The organism is Rhodanobacter sp. K2T2, assembly GCF_013408815.1.
Classification (GTDB): domain Bacteria; phylum Pseudomonadota; class Gammaproteobacteria; order Xanthomonadales; family Rhodanobacteraceae; genus Rhodanobacter.
Window position 1 is genome coordinate 24,367 of the sequence record NZ_JACCCA010000012.1, and the last position, 19,290, is coordinate 43,656.

A 19,290-nucleotide genomic window follows, 5' to 3' on the forward strand; every position below is an offset into this window, starting at 1 on the left:
TCAGATGGCCGAGCGCTGATTCTGCATCACAGCGGCTGAAGTTGACGCGACGATGCTTCAATGCTGCGCGACGCTTATCGATAAAACCTTATGAATGCGGCAAAAAAAGGCGCCGGACGGTGCGCGGCGCCGTTTTCTTCAACGATTGGAGACGATCAGGCGCGGCCGGCGAATTCGCCCGTAATCGTATTGACCCAGACTTTTTCGTCGTTGCTGATGTACTCGGGCACCTGCAGTTCGATGCCGGTACTGAGCTTGGCCGGCTTGTTGCGCTTGGTGGCGCTGGAGCCCTTCATTTCCGGGGCAGTATCGACCACGGTGAGGATCACGCTGCTGGGCACCTGCAGGCCGACCGGTGCGTCGTCGATCAACTGCACGTAATAGCCTTCGATGCCTTCCACGATATAGCCGGCGTTGTCGCCGACCAGCTCGGGCGACAGCGGGTACTGAGTGTAATCCTCGGCATCCATGAAGACGAAGGCGCCATCGTCCATGTAGGAGAAATTCGCCGCGCGGCGGACCAGATCCATTTCGCGCAGCTCGTCGTCGGCACGCAGGCTGAGGTCGAACTTGCGGCCGCCAGGAATCGAATACAGCGTAAAGCGGAACGTGACGTTGCCACCACGCGCGCTGGGCGAGCTGCGCTCGATATCGCGCACCTGATAGACGGTGCCATCGTGTTCGACCACGTTGCCTTTCTTGACGTCGGAAGCTTTCATTGGGTAGCTCGTAAGTAGGGTTTAGGAGTCAGTAGCAAAAGCGCGCAGCGGAAGATTGTGTTGCAGTGCATTCGCAGCGGCAGTCCAAGCGACAAAGCTTCGCCCTCGCTACTCGCCTCTCGTTCCTGCTTTATTTCGGCTGCAGCCGTACCGCGCCGTCCAGACGAATCGTTTCGCCGTTGAGATAGCGGTTGCGGAGAATAAAACCGACGGTATCGGCATACTCCGCCGGCTTGCCCAGGCGCGATGGGAAGGGGATCGAAGCGGACAAGGATTCCTGCAGTTGCGGCGACATGCCGTCGACCATCGGGGTCCAGAAAGCGCCCGGCGCGATGGTGTTGACCCGGATGCCTACGCGCGCGAGCTCGCGCGCGAGCGGCAGCGTCATCGCCACCACACCGCCCTTGGAGGCCGCATAGGCGGCTTGGCCGATCTGGCCTTCGTAGGCGGCGACGCTGGCCGTGTTGATGATCACACCGCGCTCGCCGTCTTCACCGGCTTCGTTGTTCTGCATCAGCGCGGCACCGGCCTTGGCGACGTTGAAACTGCCGACCAGATTCACCATCACCGTGCTTGTGAAATGGGCCAGCGGCAGCGTGCCCTCACGGCCCAACATGCGGCCGGAGCCGAGGATGCCGGCACAGTTGACCAGCAGGTTCAAACCGTCCATCGACTCGTGCGCGGCGGCCACGTTGATGGCGACGCCATCTTCCGAGGTGACGTCGGTACGGAAAAATCGCGCGTGCTCGCCCAGCGTACCCAGCGCGGCCTGCCCTTTATCGTTGTCGACATCGAATAACGACACCTGACCGCCGTGTGCCACCAGGTATTGAGCTACTGCGTAGCCAAGTCCGGAAGCGCCGCCGGTAATGATCGCCTTGACCTGATCGAGCTGCATGCGAGGTTTCCTGCCGATTCAAACGTGCATGGTAACTGACTGGCACCGCGCGGCGTAGTTGGTGGCGCGGGTATGCACGGTAAATGTGAATTGGCCTTCACTTAAATATTCACACGGCGTTGGGTATGCAACCGCGAATGTTCATCGAAGCTGCCGAACACTTTCACTATCTGTGCGCTCAGTAGCTTTGTGATCCGTAAAGCCGCCGCTTCATCCCTTGCTTCATCGACTGAAAATCAAAGGAACGCCCATGAAAAAGCAGCTTGGCACTTTGTTCGTTTGCGGCATATTGGCCCTGTCTTGTGCCACCGCGGTGTCCGCTCAACCGCAAGACCATCACGATCAAGAAAGCCATGATCAGCGCTCTGGATCTCATCCGATGTATGACCGCGGCCACAGCGAAGGTTGGTACAAGAAGGGGGGTCACGTACCGGCCGAGTACAACGGTGGCACCTACGAAGTCACCGACTGGCGTGCGAACCATCTGCGCCAGCCGCCGCACGGTTATCACTACGTGCGCAGCGACAACGGCGATTTCCTGCTGGTTGCCGTGACGACCGGCGTGATCGCCAGCATCATCGCCAGCCATTAAAACCTATTTCGCTACAGCGACATTTCACAGGATTCCCAGGAGTGACCATGAAAAAACGTTTAGGTAGTTTGATTTTGTGCGGAACCATGCTGCTGGCCAGCGGATCGTTGCTGGCGCAGGATTACGGGCACGACCACGATCATGGCGATCAGCGCTACGATCATGACCATGGTGATCATCATGGCGGGGGGTTCTACGACCGCGGCCATCGCGAGGGTTGGTATCGCGCCGGCGGCCGGGTGCCGGACGAGTATCGCCGTGGCGACTATGTCGTGAGCGACTGGCATCGCGACCATCTGCGTCCGCCGCCGCGCGGCTATCATTATGTTCGCAGCGATAACGGTGATTTCCTGCTCGTCGCGGTCACTACCGGCGTCATTGCGAGCATCATCGCCAGCCATTGATGCAGCCATGGGCGGAAGAAAAAGCCCCGCTCTGAAGGCGGGGCTTTTTCATGGCATGACTCCTATCGATGGCTCCCTGGGAGCCTCTCCACGATTTCCCAGTGCGCCGAGCTGAGAGCGGTTTGGGCGCAGGTCAAGGAAGAGCGAGGAAGTGTGGCTACTGACTCAATGTGTGAAAATCCAAGGAAGCGGCCAGCTGTGCAAAAGGCGTGACCGGAGCAGGCGGGTTTTGCATGGCCTGCAGCTCTTTCTGCCACAGGCCTACATCCCACCATTGCCCGAGCTTGTAGCCGCACTGGCGCCAGACGCCCGCCGTCGTAAAACCCATGGCTTCGTGCATCGCGACGCTGGCCGCGCCGGGCAGGGTAATGGCGCCAATGGCCTGATTGATGCCCTGCAGCCGCATGACCGCGAGCAGCGTGCCATACAGCCGGCGCGCGATGCCGCGCCGCTGCGCATCGGCGTGAACATAGATCGAGGTTTCCGCCATCCAGTCGTACGCCGCGCGCTCGCGAAAGCGCCCCGCGTAGGCGTAAGCCAGCACGCGGTCTTCTTCTTCCCACACCAGCCAGGGATAGTGCGGCAGGCGCATACGGATGCGTTCGCGCATGGCTTCCACGCCGGGCAGCTCGGTCTCGAAGGTGGCCGCGCCGTGGAGAACCACAGGCGCATAGATCGCATGGATAACGGCGGCGTCATCATCGCGGGCGATGCGGATCATGCTCGGCGAGTCCTCAGCATCGGCGTTGCGACGGATCGGTATTGCCCCACCACGGTGACATCGCAGTTACGGCAATCGGTTTGTTACTTTTCACGCTGGCGGTGTCTGCTGTCAAAGGTCGAGAATGAAGAACCGGTTACAGCTGAAATGTCCGGTGTCACCCATCGGCTTGTCGATTTGTCGGAAGCCGCTGCGCGCGTACAGCGCCTGTGCGCCATCCATGCCGTTGAGCGTTTCCAGATAGCAGCGACGAAAGCCGCGTGCGCGCGCCGCATCCAGGCAGGTCTGCATCATCGCGGTGCCCGCGCCGGTTCCGCGCGCCTGCGGCAGAAAATACATTTTGCGTAGCTCGCACACATCGGGCTCGCCGTTTTGTAATGGCGCAATGCCTGCGCCGCCGAGCACCGCGCCGTTGCGCTCGACGACAAAATAGGCGCTGTGCGGCTGGGTGTAAGCCTCGTACAAATGGTCCACTTCCGTATCGTGAATGGCAAAGCCTGGGCCATCAGCGCCGAACTCCGGCATGACCGTGCGGATGACGGCGGCCATGGCGGCGTTGTCGCCGGTGCTGATCGGTCGGATCGAGAACGAGGTGGGCATAGAAACGCTCATTGGCTGTGGAGTGGGGTGTCAGCTGGCGGTGCGAGCGCGGGTGACCCGGCTCGCCGTTTGCTTGCCCAACTGGCCGGCCAGCCAGGCGCCGGTGGCGATCATCTGGTCGAGATCGACGCCGGTGGTCATGCCCATGCCATGCAGCATGTAGATCACGTCTTCGCTGGCCACGTTGCCGGTGGCGCCCTTGGCATAGGGGCAGCCGCCGGTGCCCGAGACGGCGCTGTCGATGACCCGCACGCCTTCTTCCAGGCAGGCCAGAATATTGGCCAGCGCCTGGCCGTAGGTGTCGTGGAAATGCACGGCCAGCGCATCCATCGGTACCTCCTGCGCGACGGCACGCAGCATCGCCCGCGCCTTGGCCGGCGTGCCCACGCCGATCGTGTCGCCCAGCGAGATCTCGCGGCAGCCGAGCTGGTAAAGCCGTACGGCGACGCGCACCACGTCGCTCACCGCGATGTCCCCCTCGTACGGGCAGCCCAGTACGGTGGAGATATAGCCGCGTACGGTGACGTCATCGGCCTGCGCCTGCTCGATCACCGGCACGAAGCGCGCCATCGATTCGTCGATCGAGGCGTTGGTGTTTTTGCGGCTGAAGGTTTCCGAGGCTGCGGTGAAGATGGCGATTTCGCGCACCCCGACCTCGCGTGCGCGTCGGTAGCCCTGTTCGTTCGGCACCAGCACCGGATAGCTGACGCCCTCTGCTTTGCGAATGGCCGTAAAGACGTCCGCCGCATCGGCCAGCTGCGGTATCCATTTCGGGCTGACGAAGCTGGTCGCTTCGATCGTTTTCAGACCGGTTGCCGACAGTCGGTCGATCAGTTCGACCTTTATCGCTGCCGGCAGCAGCGCCTTCTCGTTCTGCAGGCCGTCGCGCGGGCCGACTTCGACGATCTGGACGTGGTTGGTCCGTACGCTTTCGGCACGGACGTTATCAGAGAAGTTCATGCATGATCCGGACGTGTCTTGGTGGCGTGCAATGCGGGTGGCGGACAGGATCAGTCGGCGAAGCGCACGAGCACGGTGTCGGCGTCGACGAACTCGCCCTGAGCCGCCAGGATGCTGTCGATGATACCGGCGCGCGGGGCCTTCAAGGCGAGTTCCATCTTCATCGCCTCCATCACCAGCAGCTCGTCGCCCTGTTCGACGCTGTCGCCGGCCTTGGCTTTCACCAGCACGATGCGGCCGGGCATGGGCGCAATGACCTGATTGCTGCCGGCGGCGTCCTTGGCCGTCCAGGCAAAGGCGATCGCGCGGGTAAAGCTGTAGCGCTGGCCGTCGGCGTCGTGCAGCAGTACGTGATCCTTATCCACGCGCAATGGCAGGCGCAGCGATTCGCCATCGAAGCGTGCGCTCAGCCCGTCGCTCTGCAGCCGCGCGCCATGTACCTCGCATGGCACGTCGCCATGCTGGAGCAGGTAATGACCGTCGTAGCCTCGGGCTTCGATATCGTAGCGCCGGTCGCGCAGCGTCAGCGCGATCGCACGCGTGCCGGCGTGGCCGATACGCCAAGCGTCGGCGCGGGCCCAGGGCGAATGGGGATCGGCCGGCGTGGCGACGATATCGGCCTCATCCCGCAGCAGCGCGGCCGTGGCCGCGGCGAACAGCACGGCATCGGACGGCGAGATATCGCCGACCAGAAATTCGTCCAGATGGCGATCCAGATAACCCGTATCGATGCGTCCCTCGACCACGATGGGATGACGCGCCAGCCGTTCGAGAAAGCCGATATTCGACTTCGGACCGACGATTTCGCAGCGGGCCAGCGCTTCGCGCAGGCGCTGCAGCGCCTGCATGCGGTCGATGTCGTAAACGATCAGCTTGGCGATCATCGGGTCGTAGAAAATGGTGACCGTATCGCCTTCGACCACGCCGCCGTCCAGGCGCACGTGCTCCGACGCAGCGGGCAGGCGCAAGGTTTGCAACTTGCCCGAGCCGGGCAGGAAGTTCTGGTCGGGGTCTTCGGCGTACAGCCGCACTTCGATCGCGTGGCCGTGGGCGTGAATCTGTTCCTGCCGCAGTGGCAGCGGCTGACCGGCGGCCACGCGCAGCTGCCATTCGACCAGATCGAGGCCGAGCGTCATCTCGGTCACCGGATGCTCGACCTGCAGGCGCGTGTTCATTTCCATGAAAAAGAATTCGCCGCTGGTGGCGACGATAAATTCGATGGTGCCGGCGCCGACGTAGTCGACCGCCTTGGCCGCTGCCACGGCCGCTTCACCCATGGCCTTGCGACGAGCCTCGTCGAGGAAGGGCGAGGGCGTCTCTTCCAGCACTTTCTGATAGCGCCGCTGCGCCGAGCACTCGCGCTCGTTCAGGTGGATCACGTGCCCGTGGGTATCGCCGAAGACCTGGAATTCGATATGCCGCGGATGCTCGACGTAGCGCTCCAGAATCACGCGCGTATCGCCGAAGGCGCTGGCGGCTTCGCGCTGGGCCGAGGCCAGCGCGTCGGCAAATTCCTTTTCTTCGCGCACAATGCGCATGCCCTTGCCACCGCCGCCCGAGGCGGCCTTGATCATCAGCGGAAAGCCGGTTTTGCGCGCCTGTTCGGCGAGGTGGGCGACGTCCTGGTTGTCGCCGTGGTAACCCGGTACCAGCGGTACGGCATGGCTTTCCATCAGCGCCTTGGCGGCGGCCTTGGAGCCCATCGCGTCGATGCTTTCCGGCTTTGGACCAATGAAGACGATGCCGGCGTCGCTGCAGGCGCGGGCGAAGGCGGTGTTCTCGGAGAGAAACCCGTAACCGGGATGGATCGCCTGCGCGCCCGATTTTTTTGCCACGTCCAGAATGACGTCGCCGCGCAAATATGAATCGGCTGGGCGCGGCCCGCCGATCGGCCACGCCTCATCCGCCAACCGCACGTGCTGCGCGTCGGCGTCCGCTTCGGAGTACACGGCAATCGTATGGATGCCGAGGCGCCGGCAGGTGCGGATCACGCGGCAGGCGATCTCGCCGCGGTTGGCAATCAGTACGCGCTCGAACATGCAAAATCCTCGGGTGTGCGCGATCTAGCAAAGCCGGATAAGTTATCAGATGCCGTGGTCGCAACCGAGCGCGGCGCAGCATGGACGGGACAAGTCGCTCAAGCCGTGGCTGCTCCAGAACCGCCAGGCTTACGTTCCTGGCGTGTAGCCGACTGTTCCGATAACGATGCGCTGATCAGTGCTGGACGACCCAGCGCGGCGCGCGCTTGTCGAGAAACGCGCTGAGGCCGTGCTGGCCTTCTTCGGAAGTGCGCAGCCGCGCGATCAGTTCAGCGTTGGCCGCATCGATGCGTTCGGCCTGCGCCACGTCGCTGCCGCCCACGCGCAGCGCCAGCTGCTTGGCCTCGCGCTGGGCCTGCGGGCCGGCCTTGGCCAAGAGGTAGAGCTGGCGTTCGATCGTCTCGTCCAGCTCGCTGCCGCCGACCATGGCGTGCAGCAGGCCGATGCGCGCGGCCGTATCCGCTTCAAAGACTTCGCCGGTGATGAAAAGTCGACGCGACTCGCGCAGACCGATCGCCGCGATGACATACGGCGAGATCACCGCCGGCACCAGGCCCAGTTTGACCTCGGACAGGGCGAACTTGGCCGTCTCCACGCCGATGGCGATATCGCAGCAGGCCACCAGACCCACGCCGCCGCCATACGCGGCGCCATTGACGCGCGCCACGGTGGGCTTGGAAAGAAACTGCAGTGTGCGCATCAGCTTGGCCAGGCGCAGCGAATCGGCGAGGTTCTCCTGCTCGCTGGCGTTGGCCATGCCGCGCATCCAGTTCAGATCGGCACCGGCAGAGAAGCAGCTGCCGTTGCCGGTAAGCACGACGCGGTGCACGGCTGGATCGGCATCCACGTTTTCCAGCGCTTCGGTAAGTGCCGCGATCAGCGTGTCGTCGAATGCGTTATGCACCTGCGGGCGGTTCAGGGTCAGCCACGCGGTGGCGCCGTGGCGCTCGCAAAGAACGGAATCGGTCATGGGGTACCCCGGCAAAGACCGTCATCATAAACGGTCGTTATCGATGCGTTGCCGGCATGCTGCAGCAAAACGTACAAAGGATTACAATGCGAACAATTCTTATTTGAGATGCGCCCGTGCGTCTGTCCGATTTACCCAAAGGAGCGCCCGCCGTGGTCGATCGCGTCGACGATGCCCACGCGGCGGATCCGATTGCGCAACGTCTGCGCGATTTGGGGTTTGTCGACGGCGAGCCGGTGAGGGTGGTCGCCATCGGTCCGGTAGGCGCCGATCCGCTGCTGATTCAGATCGGCTCGACGCGCTTCGCGCTGCGTCGTACCGAAGCGGCCCGTGTCACCGTGCGTCAGGAAGCGGCATGAGCGCCACGGCCCTGCGCATTGCTCTCGTCGGCAATCCCAACTGTGGCAAGACCGCGCTGTTCAACCTGCTGACGGGCGGCCGGCAGAAGGTCGCCAACTACGCCGGCGTCACCATCGAACGCAAGGAAGGTCGTTTCACCACGCCGTCCGGCCGCGTGCTGCAGATACTCGACCTGCCGGGCACCTACAGTTTCGACGCCAACAGCCCCGATGAGCAGATCACCCGCGATGTGCTGGAGGGAAACTACCCCGGCGAAGCGGCTCCCGATCTGATCGTGTGCGTGGCCGACGCCACCAATTTGCGTTTGCATCTGCGCTTCGTGCTGGAAGTGAAGCGCCTGGGCCGGCCGGTGGTGCTCGCCCTGAACATGATGGATGCAGCGCGCCGTCGCGGCATCGTCATCGATGTGCCGGAACTCCAGCGCCGGCTCGGTATCCCGGTGGTGGAAACGGTGGCCGTGAAGCGTGGCGGCGCTGCCGCGCTGGTCGAGCGCGTAGATGGCGACATGCCTGTCGCTGCGGCGGCTTCGCTGGACGATGGCCCCAGCCGCGCCAACCTGCACGTGCAGGTGCGGGAACTTCTCGCCGCGACGGTATCCATGCCGCGCCAGACGGCGGAGCTCGACGATGCGCTCGATCGCTGGGCGCTGCACCCGGTGTTCGGCCTGCTTATTCTCGGCGTGGTGATGTTTTTGGTATTTCAGGCCGTTTACGCCGCCGGCAAGCCGATGACGGATCTGATCGGCGACGGCTTCGGCTGGCTCGGCGATCATGCGGCAGCCAGCCTGCCGGTCGGTCCCATCAAGAGTCTGGTCGTCGATGGTCTGTTCGGCGGTATAGGCACGGTGATCGGTTTTCTGCCGGAAATCCTGGTGCTGTTCTTTTTCATTCTTTTGCTGGAAGAGTCCGGCTACCTGCCGCGGGCCGCTTTCCTGCTCGATCGGCTGATGATGTCGGTGGGTCTGACCGGACGCTCGTTCATTCCGCTGCTGTCGAGCTTCGCCTGCGCTATCCCCGGCATCATGGGCACGCGCAGCATCCAGGATCCGCGCGATCGCCTGGCCACGATTCTGGTGGCGCCGCTGATGACCTGTTCGGCGAGGTTGCCGGTGTACGCGCTGTTGATCGGTGCATTCATACCGATGCACCACGTGCTGGGCATCTTCAATCTGCAGGGGCTGGTGCTGTTTGCGCTCTATGCCGCCGGCATTCTCGGCGCCATGGCGGTGGGCTGGGTGATCAAGCGCATCCATCGAGACAAGAGCGAGCATGCGCTGCTGATGGAGCTGCCGTCGTATCGCATGCCCAAGCCGCGCGATATCGCCATCGGCCTGTGGGAGCGCGCTTCGATCTTTCTGAAGCGGCTGACCGGCGTGATTCTGGCGCTGACCATCATCATGTGGGCGATTTCGACCTTCCCGGGGCCGCCGGCGGGCGCCACCGGGCCGGCTATCGACTACAGCATCGCCGGCTATATGGGCCATTACCTGCAGTACATTTTCGCACCGCTGGGATTCAACTGGCAGATCAGCCTGTCGCTGATTCCGGCGTTCGCGGCGCGAGAGACGGCGGTGGCCGCATTGGCGACGGTGTATGCCGTCGGCGGTGATTCCGACACGGTCGGATTGGCGCACGCCCTGGCGGCCAATTTTTCCGTCGCCAGCGCACTGTCGCTGATGGTGTGGTTTGCCTTCGCGCCGCAGTGCATGTCCACGCTGGCGGTAATCCGCCGCGAGACCCACTCGTGGCGCAACGTGGCGATTTCCTTCGGCTACATGTTTGTCGTGGCCTACGTGGCGTCGCTGCTGACGTATCAGATCGCGAGGCTTTTCGCATGAGCTCGAACCATGTCGATATCAGCCTGCTCTTGCAGTACGCAGTGATCGGCGTGGTCTTGCTGATCAGCGTACTGGTGGTGGTTCGCAAGCTGGCGCCGAAAGTCAGCAATCGCTGGCTGGCGGCTGCATCCATCCGTTTGAGCCGGCCGGAGCGTGCAGGGTGGTTGCGGGGGCTGGGCCGGCGACTGCAGCCCAAGCAGGCTACCGGCGACTGCAGCGACGGGTGCAGCACCTGCGGTGCTTGCGGTACGAAGCCGCCGGCGGCTGCCAAAACGGCTGCCATGCCGCTGGAGTTCCGGCCGCGCGCCAAGTAGTGCCGCCGGCATTGTAGTGACGCGGGTTGCTGCCGGTATTCAGATTTTTTGCAACGAAAAAAGCCGGCTTGCGCCGACTTTTTTAGCGACACGATGAGCGAGTGTGGCTTACGCCAGTTCGCGGATCTTCGCGTTGAGGCGGCTCTTGTGGCGAGCGGCCTTGTTCTTGTGGATCAGGCCGCGGGCGGCGTAACGATCCATCACCGGCTGTGCGACGGTGAACGCGGCGATCGCGCCCGCCTTGTCCTTGGCCTCGATGGCCTTGACGACCTTTTTCAGGGCGGTGCGGACCATGGAACGTGCGCTGATATTGCGCAAACGGCGCTGCTCGGACTGGCGCGCGCGCTTCTTAGCGGACTTGATGTTGGCCAAGGTAGAACTCCGGAATCGGTGTAGAGGTGTGGAAAAAGACGCCAATTATGCGGTCGATTCGCCGCTGCGTCAATCGTTTAGCTGGGGTCGGATCCCAGCCGACGCCAATCGGGTTCGGTATCACGAGCGGGCGCGTCAGGATTTTGCCACAACTGGGCTGTCGTACGTCCCGCGGCGGCTGTCAGACTATGCGCCGATGTCCGGCAAAGGCGGGGCATTCCACTCGCCGATTCACAAGGTAACAGCAGACGCATGAAGTCCCCCAGCATGTTCCGTGGGCTGCTCTCGTTCAGCAGCATGACGATGGTTTCGCGCGTGTTCGGACTGATCCGCGACATGTCGATCAGCGCGGTGTTCGGCGCCAACGCCGCGACCGACGCGTTCTGGGTGGCGTTTCGCATTCCCAATCTGATGCGGCGGTTGTTTGCCGAAGGCTCGTTTTCGACGGCCTTCGTGCCGGTCTTCATCGCTGCCAAACAGTCGGGCTCGACGGACGATCTGAAGCGACTTGTCTCGCGCGTGTCGGGCACGCTCGGCGGCGTGCTGTTGGTGATTACCGCGCTGGGGCTGATTTTCGCGCCGCAGGTAGCGACGCTGTTCGAGCCCGGTGCACTGGATCAGCAGCGCAAGTTCGATCTCACCATCGACCTGCTGCGGTTGACGTTTCCGTTTCTGTTTTTCGTATCGATGACGGCGCTGGTTGCCGGTGTGCTGAACAGCTTCAATCGCTTTGCCTTGCCGGCGCTGGCGCCGGTGATTCTCAATATCTGCATGATCGTCGGTGCGCTCTGGCTGGCGCCGCGACTGCATACGCCGATCATGGCGATGGGCTGGGCGGTGCTGGCGGCAGGCATTCTTCAGCTGGTGTTTTTGCTGCCGTCGATGCGCGATCTTGGTCTGCTGTCCTGGCCGCGCTGGGGTTGGCGCGATCCGCAGGTCCGCAGGATCACGCAGTTGATGGCGCCGACGCTGCTCAGTTCGTCGGTGTCGCAGGTCAATCTTCTGCTGGATACGATCGTCATATCGCTACTGATCACGGGTTCGCAAAGCTGGTTTTCGCTATCGACGCGCTTTCTCGAGTTGCCGCTGGGGGTGTTTGGCGTGGCGCTGGGGACGGTCACGCTGCCAGCGCTGGCGCGCCATCATTTCAGCAAGGATGTCGAGGGCTTTTCGAAACTGCTCGACTGGGGCCTGCGCATTACGCTGCTGATTTCGGTGCCGGCGATGCTGGCGCTGCTTTTCCTCAGCGAGCCGATCGTGGCGACCTTGTTCGAGCACGGCCGTTTCACGGCGTTCGATGCGCGGATGTCCACGCTGTCGATCATGGCGCTGAGCTGCGGCTTGCCTGCGTTTGCGCTGGTCAAGATCCTGCTGCCTGCGTTCTATGCACGGCAGGACACGCGTACACCGATGAAGGCGGCGATTCTGACGCTAGTGACCAACATGCTTTTCAACGCGCTCTTTGTGGCGTTGCTTTACCAGCTGTGGGCTTCGCCGGCGCTACGGCAGGGCAGTTGGCTGGCCGGTATCGCGCGGGTGCCGGGACTGCACATCGCGATATGTATCGCCAGCGTCGTGTCGAGCTATTTTCAGTTTGCATTGCTGTGGCGCTGGCTGAAGCTGGCCGGCGTGTATCAGCGCCAGCCAGGATGGTTCAAGCATTGGCTGCGGCTGGGCATGTCGTGCGCGGCCATGGTGCTGGTGCTGGTGCTGGGCCGCCTGCTGTGGCCGGACTGGACCCATGCGCCGGTCTTCACTCGCGTTTGGCATCTGGCCGTGCTGGTGGTTGCGGGCGCCACGGCATACGTCGTTTCGATGGTTGCTGGTGGCTTCCGCATGAGCGAGTTGCGCGGTGCCTGACGGCACCATGCCAATGCCCCCAGCCGTCGAGCCAGGCCCGTGCAGCCGTTATACTCAGGCGATGATGAAACTTTCCAGGAATGTGGCGGGGCCTTGTCTGGCGCCGAACGGCAGCGTGATCGCGATAGGTGCCTTCGACGGCATTCATCGGGGGCATCAGGCGCTGCTGCTGCAGGTGCGCGAGCGGGCGAAGGCGCTCGGCGGCAAGCCGATCGTGGTGAGCTTCGAGCCGCTGCCGCGCGCGTATTTTTCGCGCGAGCCGCTGGCGCGGTTGTCGAGCGTGCGCGAAAAGCTGCGTGGTTTCGCGGCCGCGGGCATGTCCGACACCCTGCTACTGCGATTCAATGCGGAACTGGCGGCCATGTCGGCGGAAGATTTCGTGCGCCGGGTGATCGTGGATCGCCTGGCGGCGCGTGAAGTCTGGGTCGGCAACGATTTCCGCTTCGGCCACAAGCGCGAGGGTGACGTGGCCCTATTGGCGAATCTTGGCGAGCAGCTGGGATTTTCGGCGTGCGTGATGCCGGCGGTGCAACTCGACGGGGCACGCGTGTCGGCCAGCCGCGTGCGCATGTTGCTGGCGGCCGGCGAGTTTGCCGGCGCCGAGCCGCTGCTGGGTCGGCCGTTCGTGATCGACGGCAAGGTGGAATACGGCAATCAGCTCGGCCGCACGCTGGGTTATCCCACGGCCAATATCCATCTGCAGCAGCGCGTGAGTCCCGTGCACGGCATCTTCGCCGTGCGCGTGGGCCTGGGTGAGGGCGAATGCAGCTGGCCCGGCGTCGCCAGCCTTGGCGTGCGCCCGACCGTGAACGAGGTCAGCGAGCCGCTGCTGGAAGTGCATCTGTTCGACTTCGATGGCGATCTCTACGGCCAGCGCATGTCGGTGGAGTTTGTCGGCAAGCTGCGCGACGAGATGAAATTCGACGGACTCGAACCGCTGAAAGCGCAGATGGATCACGACGCCCGCATGGCGCGCGAGCTGCTGGGCATGAATCCGCGACTGGCCGAGGCATGACATGCCAGGAGACGCCATACCAGACGTTTGCTGCACTTTTTGGCAAGATATACAATAGTTGACGTATATCCATACGAGGGTTTGCCATGCAAGTGTCCAAGTGGGGTAACAGTCTGGCCATCCGGCTGCCTGCGGTGGTGGTCGAAGCGCTGAGGCTGAAGGACGGCGACGATGTCGAAATCCATGTGGCCGGCGCGCGCGCTTTCGAGGTGAAAAAAACGCCTGGCAAGCACGAGCTGCTGCAGCGGTTGCGCAAATTCCGTGGTCGGCTGCCGGCCGATTTCGTGTTTGATCGCGATGCGGTCCATGAGTGAAGACAAGGCTTTCATCGACAGCAACGTCGTGCTCTATCTGCTATCGGCCGACGCGGTGAAAGCGGACCGCGCCGAGGAGGTTATCGCCGACGGCGGACTGATCAGCGTGCAGGTGCTGAATGAAGTAACCAGCGTGACGCGCCGCAAATTGGGCATGACGTGGGATGAAACCAACGAGATGCTCGCCGGCCTGCGCGCCGTCTGTTCAGTGGAGTCCCTGACGACACAGACCCATGACACCGGCCGGCGATTGGCGGAGCGCTACGGGCTGTCGGTTTACGACGCAATGATTGCATCATCGGCCCTGCTAGCCGGTTGCAGCCGCCTGTATTCGGAAGACATGCAGCATGGTCTGGTGATGGATGGCCGCTTGCAGATTTGCAATCCGTTCCTGGCGCCAGCACATCACGCTGACTGATCCGCTACCCTTTGTCGGTTGAACGCGTCTTCTCCGATGGGGCGACGTTGCACACCCACCATACCTAACTGGCCGCGAGCGGCACCCACCGCGACCCTGACGACTGCGAAGCAATGACCCACGACTACAAAAGCACCATCAACCTGCCGCAGACGGATTTCCCGATGCGCGGCGATCTGCCCAAGCGCGAGCCCGGCTGGCTGGCCGAGTGGGAGAAGGTGGATCGCTATGCGCAGATTCAAAAGGTCACCGCCGGTCGCCCGATGTTCGTGCTGCACGATGGCCCGCCGTACGCCAACGGCGTGATCCATCTCGGTCACGCGATCAACAAGATTCTCAAGGACATCGTCGTCAAGTCCAAGCTGCTGGCCGGCTTTCATGCGCCGTATGTGCCGGGTTGGGATTGCCACGGCATGCCGATCGAAATCCAGATCGAGAAGCAGTTCGGCAAGGGTCTGCCGCCGGCCGAAGTGCAGGTCAAGGCGCGGGCCTACGCCACCGCGCAGATCGACAAGCAGAAGGCCGACTTCAAGCGTCTGGGCGTGTTGGGCGAGTGGGATCGCCCCTACCTGACCATGGATCACGGCAACGAGGCCGGCGAAATCCGCGCGCTCGCGCAGATGCTGCGCAAGGGCTACATCTATCGCGGCCTGAAGCCGGTCAACTGGTGCTTCGACTGCGGCTCGGCGCTGGCCGAGGCCGAGGTAGAATACGAGGACAAGACCGACATCGCGATCGACGTGGGTTTCGCGTTCGACGATCCGTCCGCCGTGGCCAAGGCGTTCGGGCTCGATGCGCTGCCCAAGCCCACCGGCCAGATCGTGATCTGGACCACGACGCCGTGGACCATTCCGTCCAATCAGGCGCTGAACCTGCATCCGGAATTCAGCTACAGCTTGGTCGATACCGCGCGCGGCCTGCTGATCCTCGCCACCGAACGTGTGGAGGAGTGCCTGAAGACCTATGGTCTGGACGGCCAAATCATTGCGTCGGTGCCGGGGCAGGCGCTGGCGGATCTGCGTTTCCGCCATCCGCTGTATGCGGTGGACCCGGGCTACTCGCGCACCGCGCCGGTGTACTTCGCCGATTACGTGACGCTCGATACGGGCACCGGTGTGGTGCATTCGGCGCCGGCTTACGGCGTGGAGGATTTCATTTCCTGCAAGGCCCACGGCATGGCGGACGACGACATCATCAGCCCGGTGATGGGCAACGGTGTTTACGCCTCGTCGCTGCCGCTGTTCGGCGGGCAGTTTTTGTGGAAGGCCAATCCGCAGATCGTCGAAGTGCTGGAGCAGGCCGGCTCGCTGCTGCATCAGCACAAGTACACGCACAGCTACATGCACTGCTGGCGACACAAGACGCCGATCATCTACCGTGCCACCTCGCAGTGGTTTGCCGGCATGGACATCGTGCCGAACGACGGCGGCAAGACCCTGCGCGAAACCGCACTGGCCGGCATCGAGCAAACCCAGTTTTTCCCGGCCTGGGGCAAGCAGCGCCTGCAGAAAATGATTGCCGAACGCCCGGACTGGACGCTGTCGCGCCAGCGCCAGTGGGGCGTGCCTATGGCGTTTTTCCTGCACAAGGAAACCGGCGCGCTGCATCCGCGCAGCGCCGAACTGCTCGATCAGGTGGCCGATCGCGTCGCCGAGGGTGGCATCGAGGTGTGGCAAAGCCTCGATCCGCGCGAATTGCTGGGCGACGAAGCTGATCAGTACGAGAAGAATCGCGACACGCTGGACGTGTGGTTCGATTCGGGCACCACGCACTGGCACGTACTGCGCGGGTCGCACGCCGACCTGCTGAAGTTTCCGGCCGATCTGTATCTGGAAGGCTCGGACCAGCATCGCGGCTGGTTCCATTCCTCGCTGCTCACCGCGTCGATGCTCGACGGCCAGCCGCCGTACAAGCAGCTGCTCACGCACGGCTTCAGCGTGGATGCGAACGGCCGCAAGATGTCCAAATCGCTGGGCAACGGCATCGAGCCGCAGGACATCATGAATCGCATGGGCGCCGATATTCTGCGCCTGTGGGTCTCGTCCACCGACTACCGCAACGAGATGTCGCTGTCGGAGGAAATCCTCAAGCGCGTTGCCGATACCTATCGCCGTATCCGCAATACCGCGCGCTTCCTGCTCGGCAACCTCGACGGCTTCGATCCGGAGAAGCATCTGCTGCCGGTGGAAGACAGCCTGCTGCTAGATCAGTGGGCCGTGCAGCAGGCTTGCGATGTGCAGCAGGGCGTAGTCGCCGCGTACGAGCGTTACGACTTTCCCGAGATCGTGCAACGCGTGCAGAACTACTGCACCAACGAGCTCGGTGCGCTCTATCTGGACATCACCAAGGATCGGCTCTACACCATGCCGACCGACAGCGTGGGCCGACGCAGCGCGCAAAGCGCCATGTACCGCATTGCCGAGGCGCTGGTGCGCTGGCTGGCGCCGGTGCTCAGCTTTACCGCCGAGGAAATATGGCAACAGCTGCCGGGCAAGCGCAGCGACAGCGTGCTGTTCGAAACCTGGTACGAGGGTCTTTCTGCCACGCAGAATGCGCCGGAACAGCGTCGCTACTGGGCCGACCTGATGACGCTTCGCGATAGCGCGTCGCGCGTGCTCGAAGGCATGCGCAAGGCCGACCGGATCGGCGCCGCGCTGGAGGCGAAGCTGACTATCTATGCCGATGACGCCCTGCGCGCGCGCCTTACCGAAGCGTCGGCCGAGCTGCGCTTCTTCTTCATCACGTCGGAATTGACGCTGGCCTCGCTCGAGTCGCATCCGGCGGATGCGGTGAAGGTGGAGTTGGAGGGTGCCGACGTCTGGATTTCCGCCGAGGTCAGCCCGGCCGAGAAGTGCGTCCGCTGCTGGCATCGCCGTGATGACGTGGGCAGTCATGCCGAGCATCCGGAACTGTGCGGCCGCTGTATCGGCAATATCGAAGGCCCGGGCGAAAACCGCCGCTGGTTCTGACGATCCGTCCTACTCATCCATGGCGTTCAATGTCCTGTCCAGGTCAACCGAGATCACATCCTTGAGCAAGAAACCCAACGCACTCGTCTGGCTGCTTTTGTCGGTGGCCGTCATCGCGCTCGACCAGCTGAGCAAGCTGTGGGCCGTGAGTGCGCTGCAGCCGATGGGGCTGCCGCATCCGGCGATACCAGGGTTTCTGAACTGGACGCTGGCCTTCAATACTGGTGCAGCTTTCAGCTTTCTGGCGGACGGGGCAGGCTGGCAGCGCTGGTTTTTCGTACTGCTGGCGCTGATCATCAGCGCGGTGCTTATCGTGTGGATGGCACGCACGCCGCGCCGCGACTGGCGCACGGCGGCGCCGCTGGGCCTGATCGTCGGCGGCGCGTTGGGCAACCTGATCGACCGCCTGCACGCCGCGCAGGTGACCGACTTCATTCAGGTGTATTTCCGCCAGTGGAGCTACCCGGTGTTCAATATCGCCGACTGCGGCATCACGGTGGGTGCGGTGATGCTGGTGGCGTTCGGGCTGTTTGCCGGCAAGCCGGCAGGCGGCGTGCGATAATTCAGCGCTGATTCGATTCCTGCAGCGGCCGGTTGATCGGCGTGCCGCAGGGATTTTGGTCGATAGCGGCGAGATGGTTCGCTGCCCCACGATGCAACGCCTGCGAGGCCCTCCTTGGACATTCTGCTCGCCAATCCCCGCGGATTCTGTGCCGGCGTCGATCGCGCCATCGCCATTGTCGAACGCGCGCTGGAATCCTGGGGTGCGCCCATCTACGTGCGCCACGAAGTCGTGCACAACCGCTACGTGGTGGAAAAGCTGCGCAAGGACGGCGCGGTTTTCGTCGAAGAGCTGCACGAAGTACCCGATGGCGCGACGGTGATTTTCAGCGCCCACGGCGTCTCGCAGGCGGTGCGCGAAGAGGCCGATCAACGCGGACTGAAAGTCTTCGACGCTACCTGCCCACTGGTGACCAAGGTGCATATGGAGGTTGCGCGCCTGGGTCGCATCGGTCGCAGCGTGGTGCTGGTCGGCCATGCCGGTCACCCGGAGGTCGAAGGTACGATGGGGCAGTGGAATCCGGCCAACGTGGGCGAGATTCTGCTGGTCGAGTCGATCGAAAATGTCGCCAGTCTGGCGCCGAAATTCCCGCATCAGCTGTCTTACGTCACGCAGACCACGCTGTCGGTCGACGATACCAAGGCCATCATCGCCGGCCTGCGTGAAAAATTCCCCGACATCGAAGGGCCACGAAAGGACGACATCTGCTACGCCACGCAGAACCGCCAGGACGCCGTGCGTCGCCTTGCCGACGCCGTCGACCTGATGCTGGTGGTCGGTTCGGTCAACAGCTCCAACTCCAACCGCTTGCGCGAACTGGCCGAAAAGCAGGGCGTTCGATCCTTCCTGATCGACGGCGCCGAAAACATCGACCGCAGCTGGCTCGACGGCGTGCAACACATCGGCCTCACTGCCGGTGCCTCGGCACCGGACAAACTGGTCCGCGACGTGATTGCCCGCCTGCAGTCCTGGGGCGTCGGCGATGTTCGCGAACTGGACGGCGAGCCGGAAAACATCACCTTTGCCCTGCCCAAGGAACTCCGCGTGGTTGGCGGGAGCGCGCTGGGCAGCCTTTGATCTGAAGGGCTTGCGAAGGTTCGAGTGTTGTTGGAATGCTGCTTTCGCCAGCAAACCCCACACCAATTGCCCAGCCCAGCGCGTATTCAATCACCCGACTGGCTTGCGCCATCGGACCCCACACCGTAGAATTTGCGGCTGCTCGCCGGAATAGCTCAGTTGGTAGAGCGGCGCATTCGTAATGCGTAGGTCGTAGGTTCGATTCCTATTTCCGGCACCATCTCAGTATTTAAAATCCGCGTCCGTTGACGCGGTTTTTTTTGCACATATTGCCGGTTTCCACCGCTCA

21 protein-coding genes and 1 tRNA gene are annotated in these 19,290 nt (G+C 63.1%); 13 read left to right on the forward strand and 9 right to left on the reverse strand.

Annotated features, from left to right (window positions below; all coding sequences use genetic code 11):
* Positions 1 to 155 precede the first annotated feature (155 nt).
* The 3 genes from yeiP to HDE78_RS21130 all read right to left on the reverse strand — a co-directional run bounded on the left by yeiP (position 156) and on the right by HDE78_RS21130 (position 1,972).
* A complete protein-coding gene (yeiP, locus tag HDE78_RS17370) occupies positions 156 to 719 on the reverse strand; it encodes an elongation factor P-like protein YeiP (RefSeq protein ID WP_179481824.1) in 564 nt (187 codons plus the stop codon).
* 130 nt (positions 720 to 849) lie between these two features.
* Entirely contained in the window at positions 850 to 1,617 is a 768-nt protein-coding gene (locus tag HDE78_RS17375; RefSeq protein ID WP_179481826.1) for an SDR family NAD(P)-dependent oxidoreductase, read from the reverse strand.
* 178 nt (positions 1,618 to 1,795) lie between these two features.
* The gene (locus HDE78_RS21130) at positions 1,796 to 1,972 is read right to left on the reverse strand and encodes a hypothetical protein (protein ID WP_255457879.1); all 177 of its coding nucleotides are present in this window, start codon (positions 1,970 to 1,972) and stop codon (positions 1,796 to 1,798) included.
* 24 nt (positions 1,973 to 1,996) lie between these two features.
* Between HDE78_RS21130 and HDE78_RS21135 the strand changes: the two genes are divergently transcribed.
* Both HDE78_RS21135 and HDE78_RS17385 read left to right on the forward strand, forming a co-directional pair.
* A complete protein-coding gene (locus HDE78_RS21135; protein WP_255457880.1) occupies positions 1,997 to 2,209 on the forward strand; it encodes an RcnB family protein in 213 nt (70 codons plus the stop codon).
* A 47-nt stretch (positions 2,210 to 2,256) separates the two neighbouring features.
* Positions 2,257 to 2,613, forward strand: a complete 357-nt coding sequence (locus HDE78_RS17385) for an RcnB family protein (protein ID WP_179481970.1) — start codon at positions 2,257 to 2,259, stop codon at positions 2,611 to 2,613.
* 157 nt (positions 2,614 to 2,770) lie between these two features.
* On the opposite strand, the gene HDE78_RS17390 is transcribed toward HDE78_RS17385, so the two are convergent.
* The 5 genes from HDE78_RS17390 to HDE78_RS17410 form a co-directional block, all read right to left on the reverse strand.
* Positions 2,771 to 3,334: a GNAT family N-acetyltransferase gene (locus HDE78_RS17390; RefSeq protein ID WP_179481830.1), complete on the reverse strand. Its 564-nt coding sequence runs from the start codon at positions 3,332 to 3,334 to the stop codon at positions 2,771 to 2,773.
* A 111-nt stretch (positions 3,335 to 3,445) separates the two neighbouring features.
* Positions 3,446 to 3,934, reverse strand: a complete 489-nt coding sequence (locus HDE78_RS17395) for a GNAT family N-acetyltransferase (protein WP_179481832.1) — start codon at positions 3,932 to 3,934, stop codon at positions 3,446 to 3,448.
* Between the two features lie 30 nt (positions 3,935 to 3,964).
* A complete protein-coding gene (locus HDE78_RS17400) occupies positions 3,965 to 4,894 on the reverse strand; it encodes a hydroxymethylglutaryl-CoA lyase (protein ID WP_179481834.1) in 930 nt (309 codons plus the stop codon).
* 50 nt (positions 4,895 to 4,944) lie between these two features.
* A complete protein-coding gene (locus HDE78_RS17405; RefSeq protein ID WP_179481836.1) occupies positions 4,945 to 6,933 on the reverse strand; it encodes an acetyl/propionyl/methylcrotonyl-CoA carboxylase subunit alpha in 1,989 nt (662 codons plus the stop codon).
* A 175-nt stretch (positions 6,934 to 7,108) separates the two neighbouring features.
* Positions 7,109 to 7,903 (reverse strand): enoyl-CoA hydratase/isomerase family protein, encoded by a 795-nt coding sequence (locus tag HDE78_RS17410; RefSeq protein ID WP_179481838.1) that lies wholly within the window; start codon positions 7,901 to 7,903, stop codon positions 7,109 to 7,111.
* Positions 7,904 to 8,019: 116 nt separating this feature from the next.
* Between HDE78_RS17410 and HDE78_RS17415 the strand changes: the two genes are divergently transcribed.
* The 3 genes from HDE78_RS17415 to HDE78_RS17425 are packed head-to-tail and all read left to right on the forward strand — an operon-like array spanning position 8,020 to position 10,414.
* Complete coding sequence (locus tag HDE78_RS17415; protein WP_179481840.1) at positions 8,020 to 8,262, forward strand: FeoA family protein; 243 nt, start codon at positions 8,020 to 8,022, stop codon at positions 8,260 to 8,262.
* A complete protein-coding gene (locus tag HDE78_RS17420; RefSeq protein ID WP_179481842.1) occupies positions 8,259 to 10,100 on the forward strand; it encodes a ferrous iron transporter B in 1,842 nt (613 codons plus the stop codon). The genes HDE78_RS17415 and HDE78_RS17420 overlap by 4 nt, the downstream gene beginning before the upstream one ends.
* Positions 10,097 to 10,414 carry a DUF6587 family protein gene (locus tag HDE78_RS17425; protein WP_179481844.1) on the forward strand — a complete coding sequence of 106 codons (318 nt, stop codon included), beginning with the start codon at positions 10,097 to 10,099 and terminating at the stop codon, positions 10,412 to 10,414. Before HDE78_RS17420 ends, HDE78_RS17425 begins: the two co-directional genes overlap by 4 nt.
* A gap of 108 nt (positions 10,415 to 10,522) precedes the next feature.
* On the opposite strand, the gene rpsT is transcribed toward HDE78_RS17425, so the two are convergent.
* The gene (rpsT, locus tag HDE78_RS17430) at positions 10,523 to 10,786 is read right to left on the reverse strand and encodes a 30S ribosomal protein S20 (protein WP_072760571.1); all 264 of its coding nucleotides are present in this window, start codon (positions 10,784 to 10,786) and stop codon (positions 10,523 to 10,525) included.
* Positions 10,787 to 11,038: 252 nt separating this feature from the next.
* Here rpsT and murJ point away from each other — a divergent pair, with 252 nt between their 5' ends.
* The 8 genes from murJ to HDE78_RS17470 all read left to right on the forward strand — a co-directional run bounded on the left by murJ (position 11,039) and on the right by HDE78_RS17470 (position 19,221).
* The gene (gene murJ, locus HDE78_RS17435; RefSeq protein ID WP_179481846.1) at positions 11,039 to 12,646 is read left to right on the forward strand and encodes a murein biosynthesis integral membrane protein MurJ; all 1,608 of its coding nucleotides are present in this window, start codon (positions 11,039 to 11,041) and stop codon (positions 12,644 to 12,646) included.
* A gap of 61 nt (positions 12,647 to 12,707) precedes the next feature.
* Positions 12,708 to 13,661 (forward strand): bifunctional riboflavin kinase/FAD synthetase, encoded by a 954-nt coding sequence (locus HDE78_RS17440; RefSeq protein ID WP_179481848.1) that lies wholly within the window; start codon positions 12,708 to 12,710, stop codon positions 13,659 to 13,661.
* An 86-nt stretch (positions 13,662 to 13,747) separates the two neighbouring features.
* Entirely contained in the window at positions 13,748 to 13,975 is a 228-nt protein-coding gene (locus tag HDE78_RS17445) for an AbrB/MazE/SpoVT family DNA-binding domain-containing protein (RefSeq protein ID WP_179481850.1), read from the forward strand.
* Positions 13,968 to 14,393, forward strand: coding sequence for a PIN domain-containing protein (locus tag HDE78_RS17450; RefSeq protein ID WP_179481852.1), 426 nt, complete (start codon positions 13,968 to 13,970; stop codon positions 14,391 to 14,393). Before HDE78_RS17445 ends, HDE78_RS17450 begins: the two co-directional genes overlap by 8 nt.
* Before the next feature lie 113 nt (positions 14,394 to 14,506).
* Positions 14,507 to 17,362 (forward strand): isoleucine--tRNA ligase, encoded by a 2,856-nt coding sequence (gene ileS / locus HDE78_RS17455; protein ID WP_179481854.1) that lies wholly within the window; start codon positions 14,507 to 14,509, stop codon positions 17,360 to 17,362.
* A 61-nt stretch (positions 17,363 to 17,423) separates the two neighbouring features.
* Positions 17,424 to 17,924 (forward strand): signal peptidase II, encoded by a 501-nt coding sequence (gene lspA, locus HDE78_RS17460; RefSeq protein WP_179481856.1) that lies wholly within the window; start codon positions 17,424 to 17,426, stop codon positions 17,922 to 17,924.
* Between the two features lie 114 nt (positions 17,925 to 18,038).
* The gene (ispH, locus tag HDE78_RS17465; RefSeq protein ID WP_179481858.1) at positions 18,039 to 19,001 is read left to right on the forward strand and encodes a 4-hydroxy-3-methylbut-2-enyl diphosphate reductase; all 963 of its coding nucleotides are present in this window, start codon (positions 18,039 to 18,041) and stop codon (positions 18,999 to 19,001) included.
* 144 nt (positions 19,002 to 19,145) lie between these two features.
* Positions 19,146 to 19,221 (forward strand) — tRNA-Thr (locus tag HDE78_RS17470).
* Positions 19,222 to 19,290: the final 69 nt, after the last annotated feature.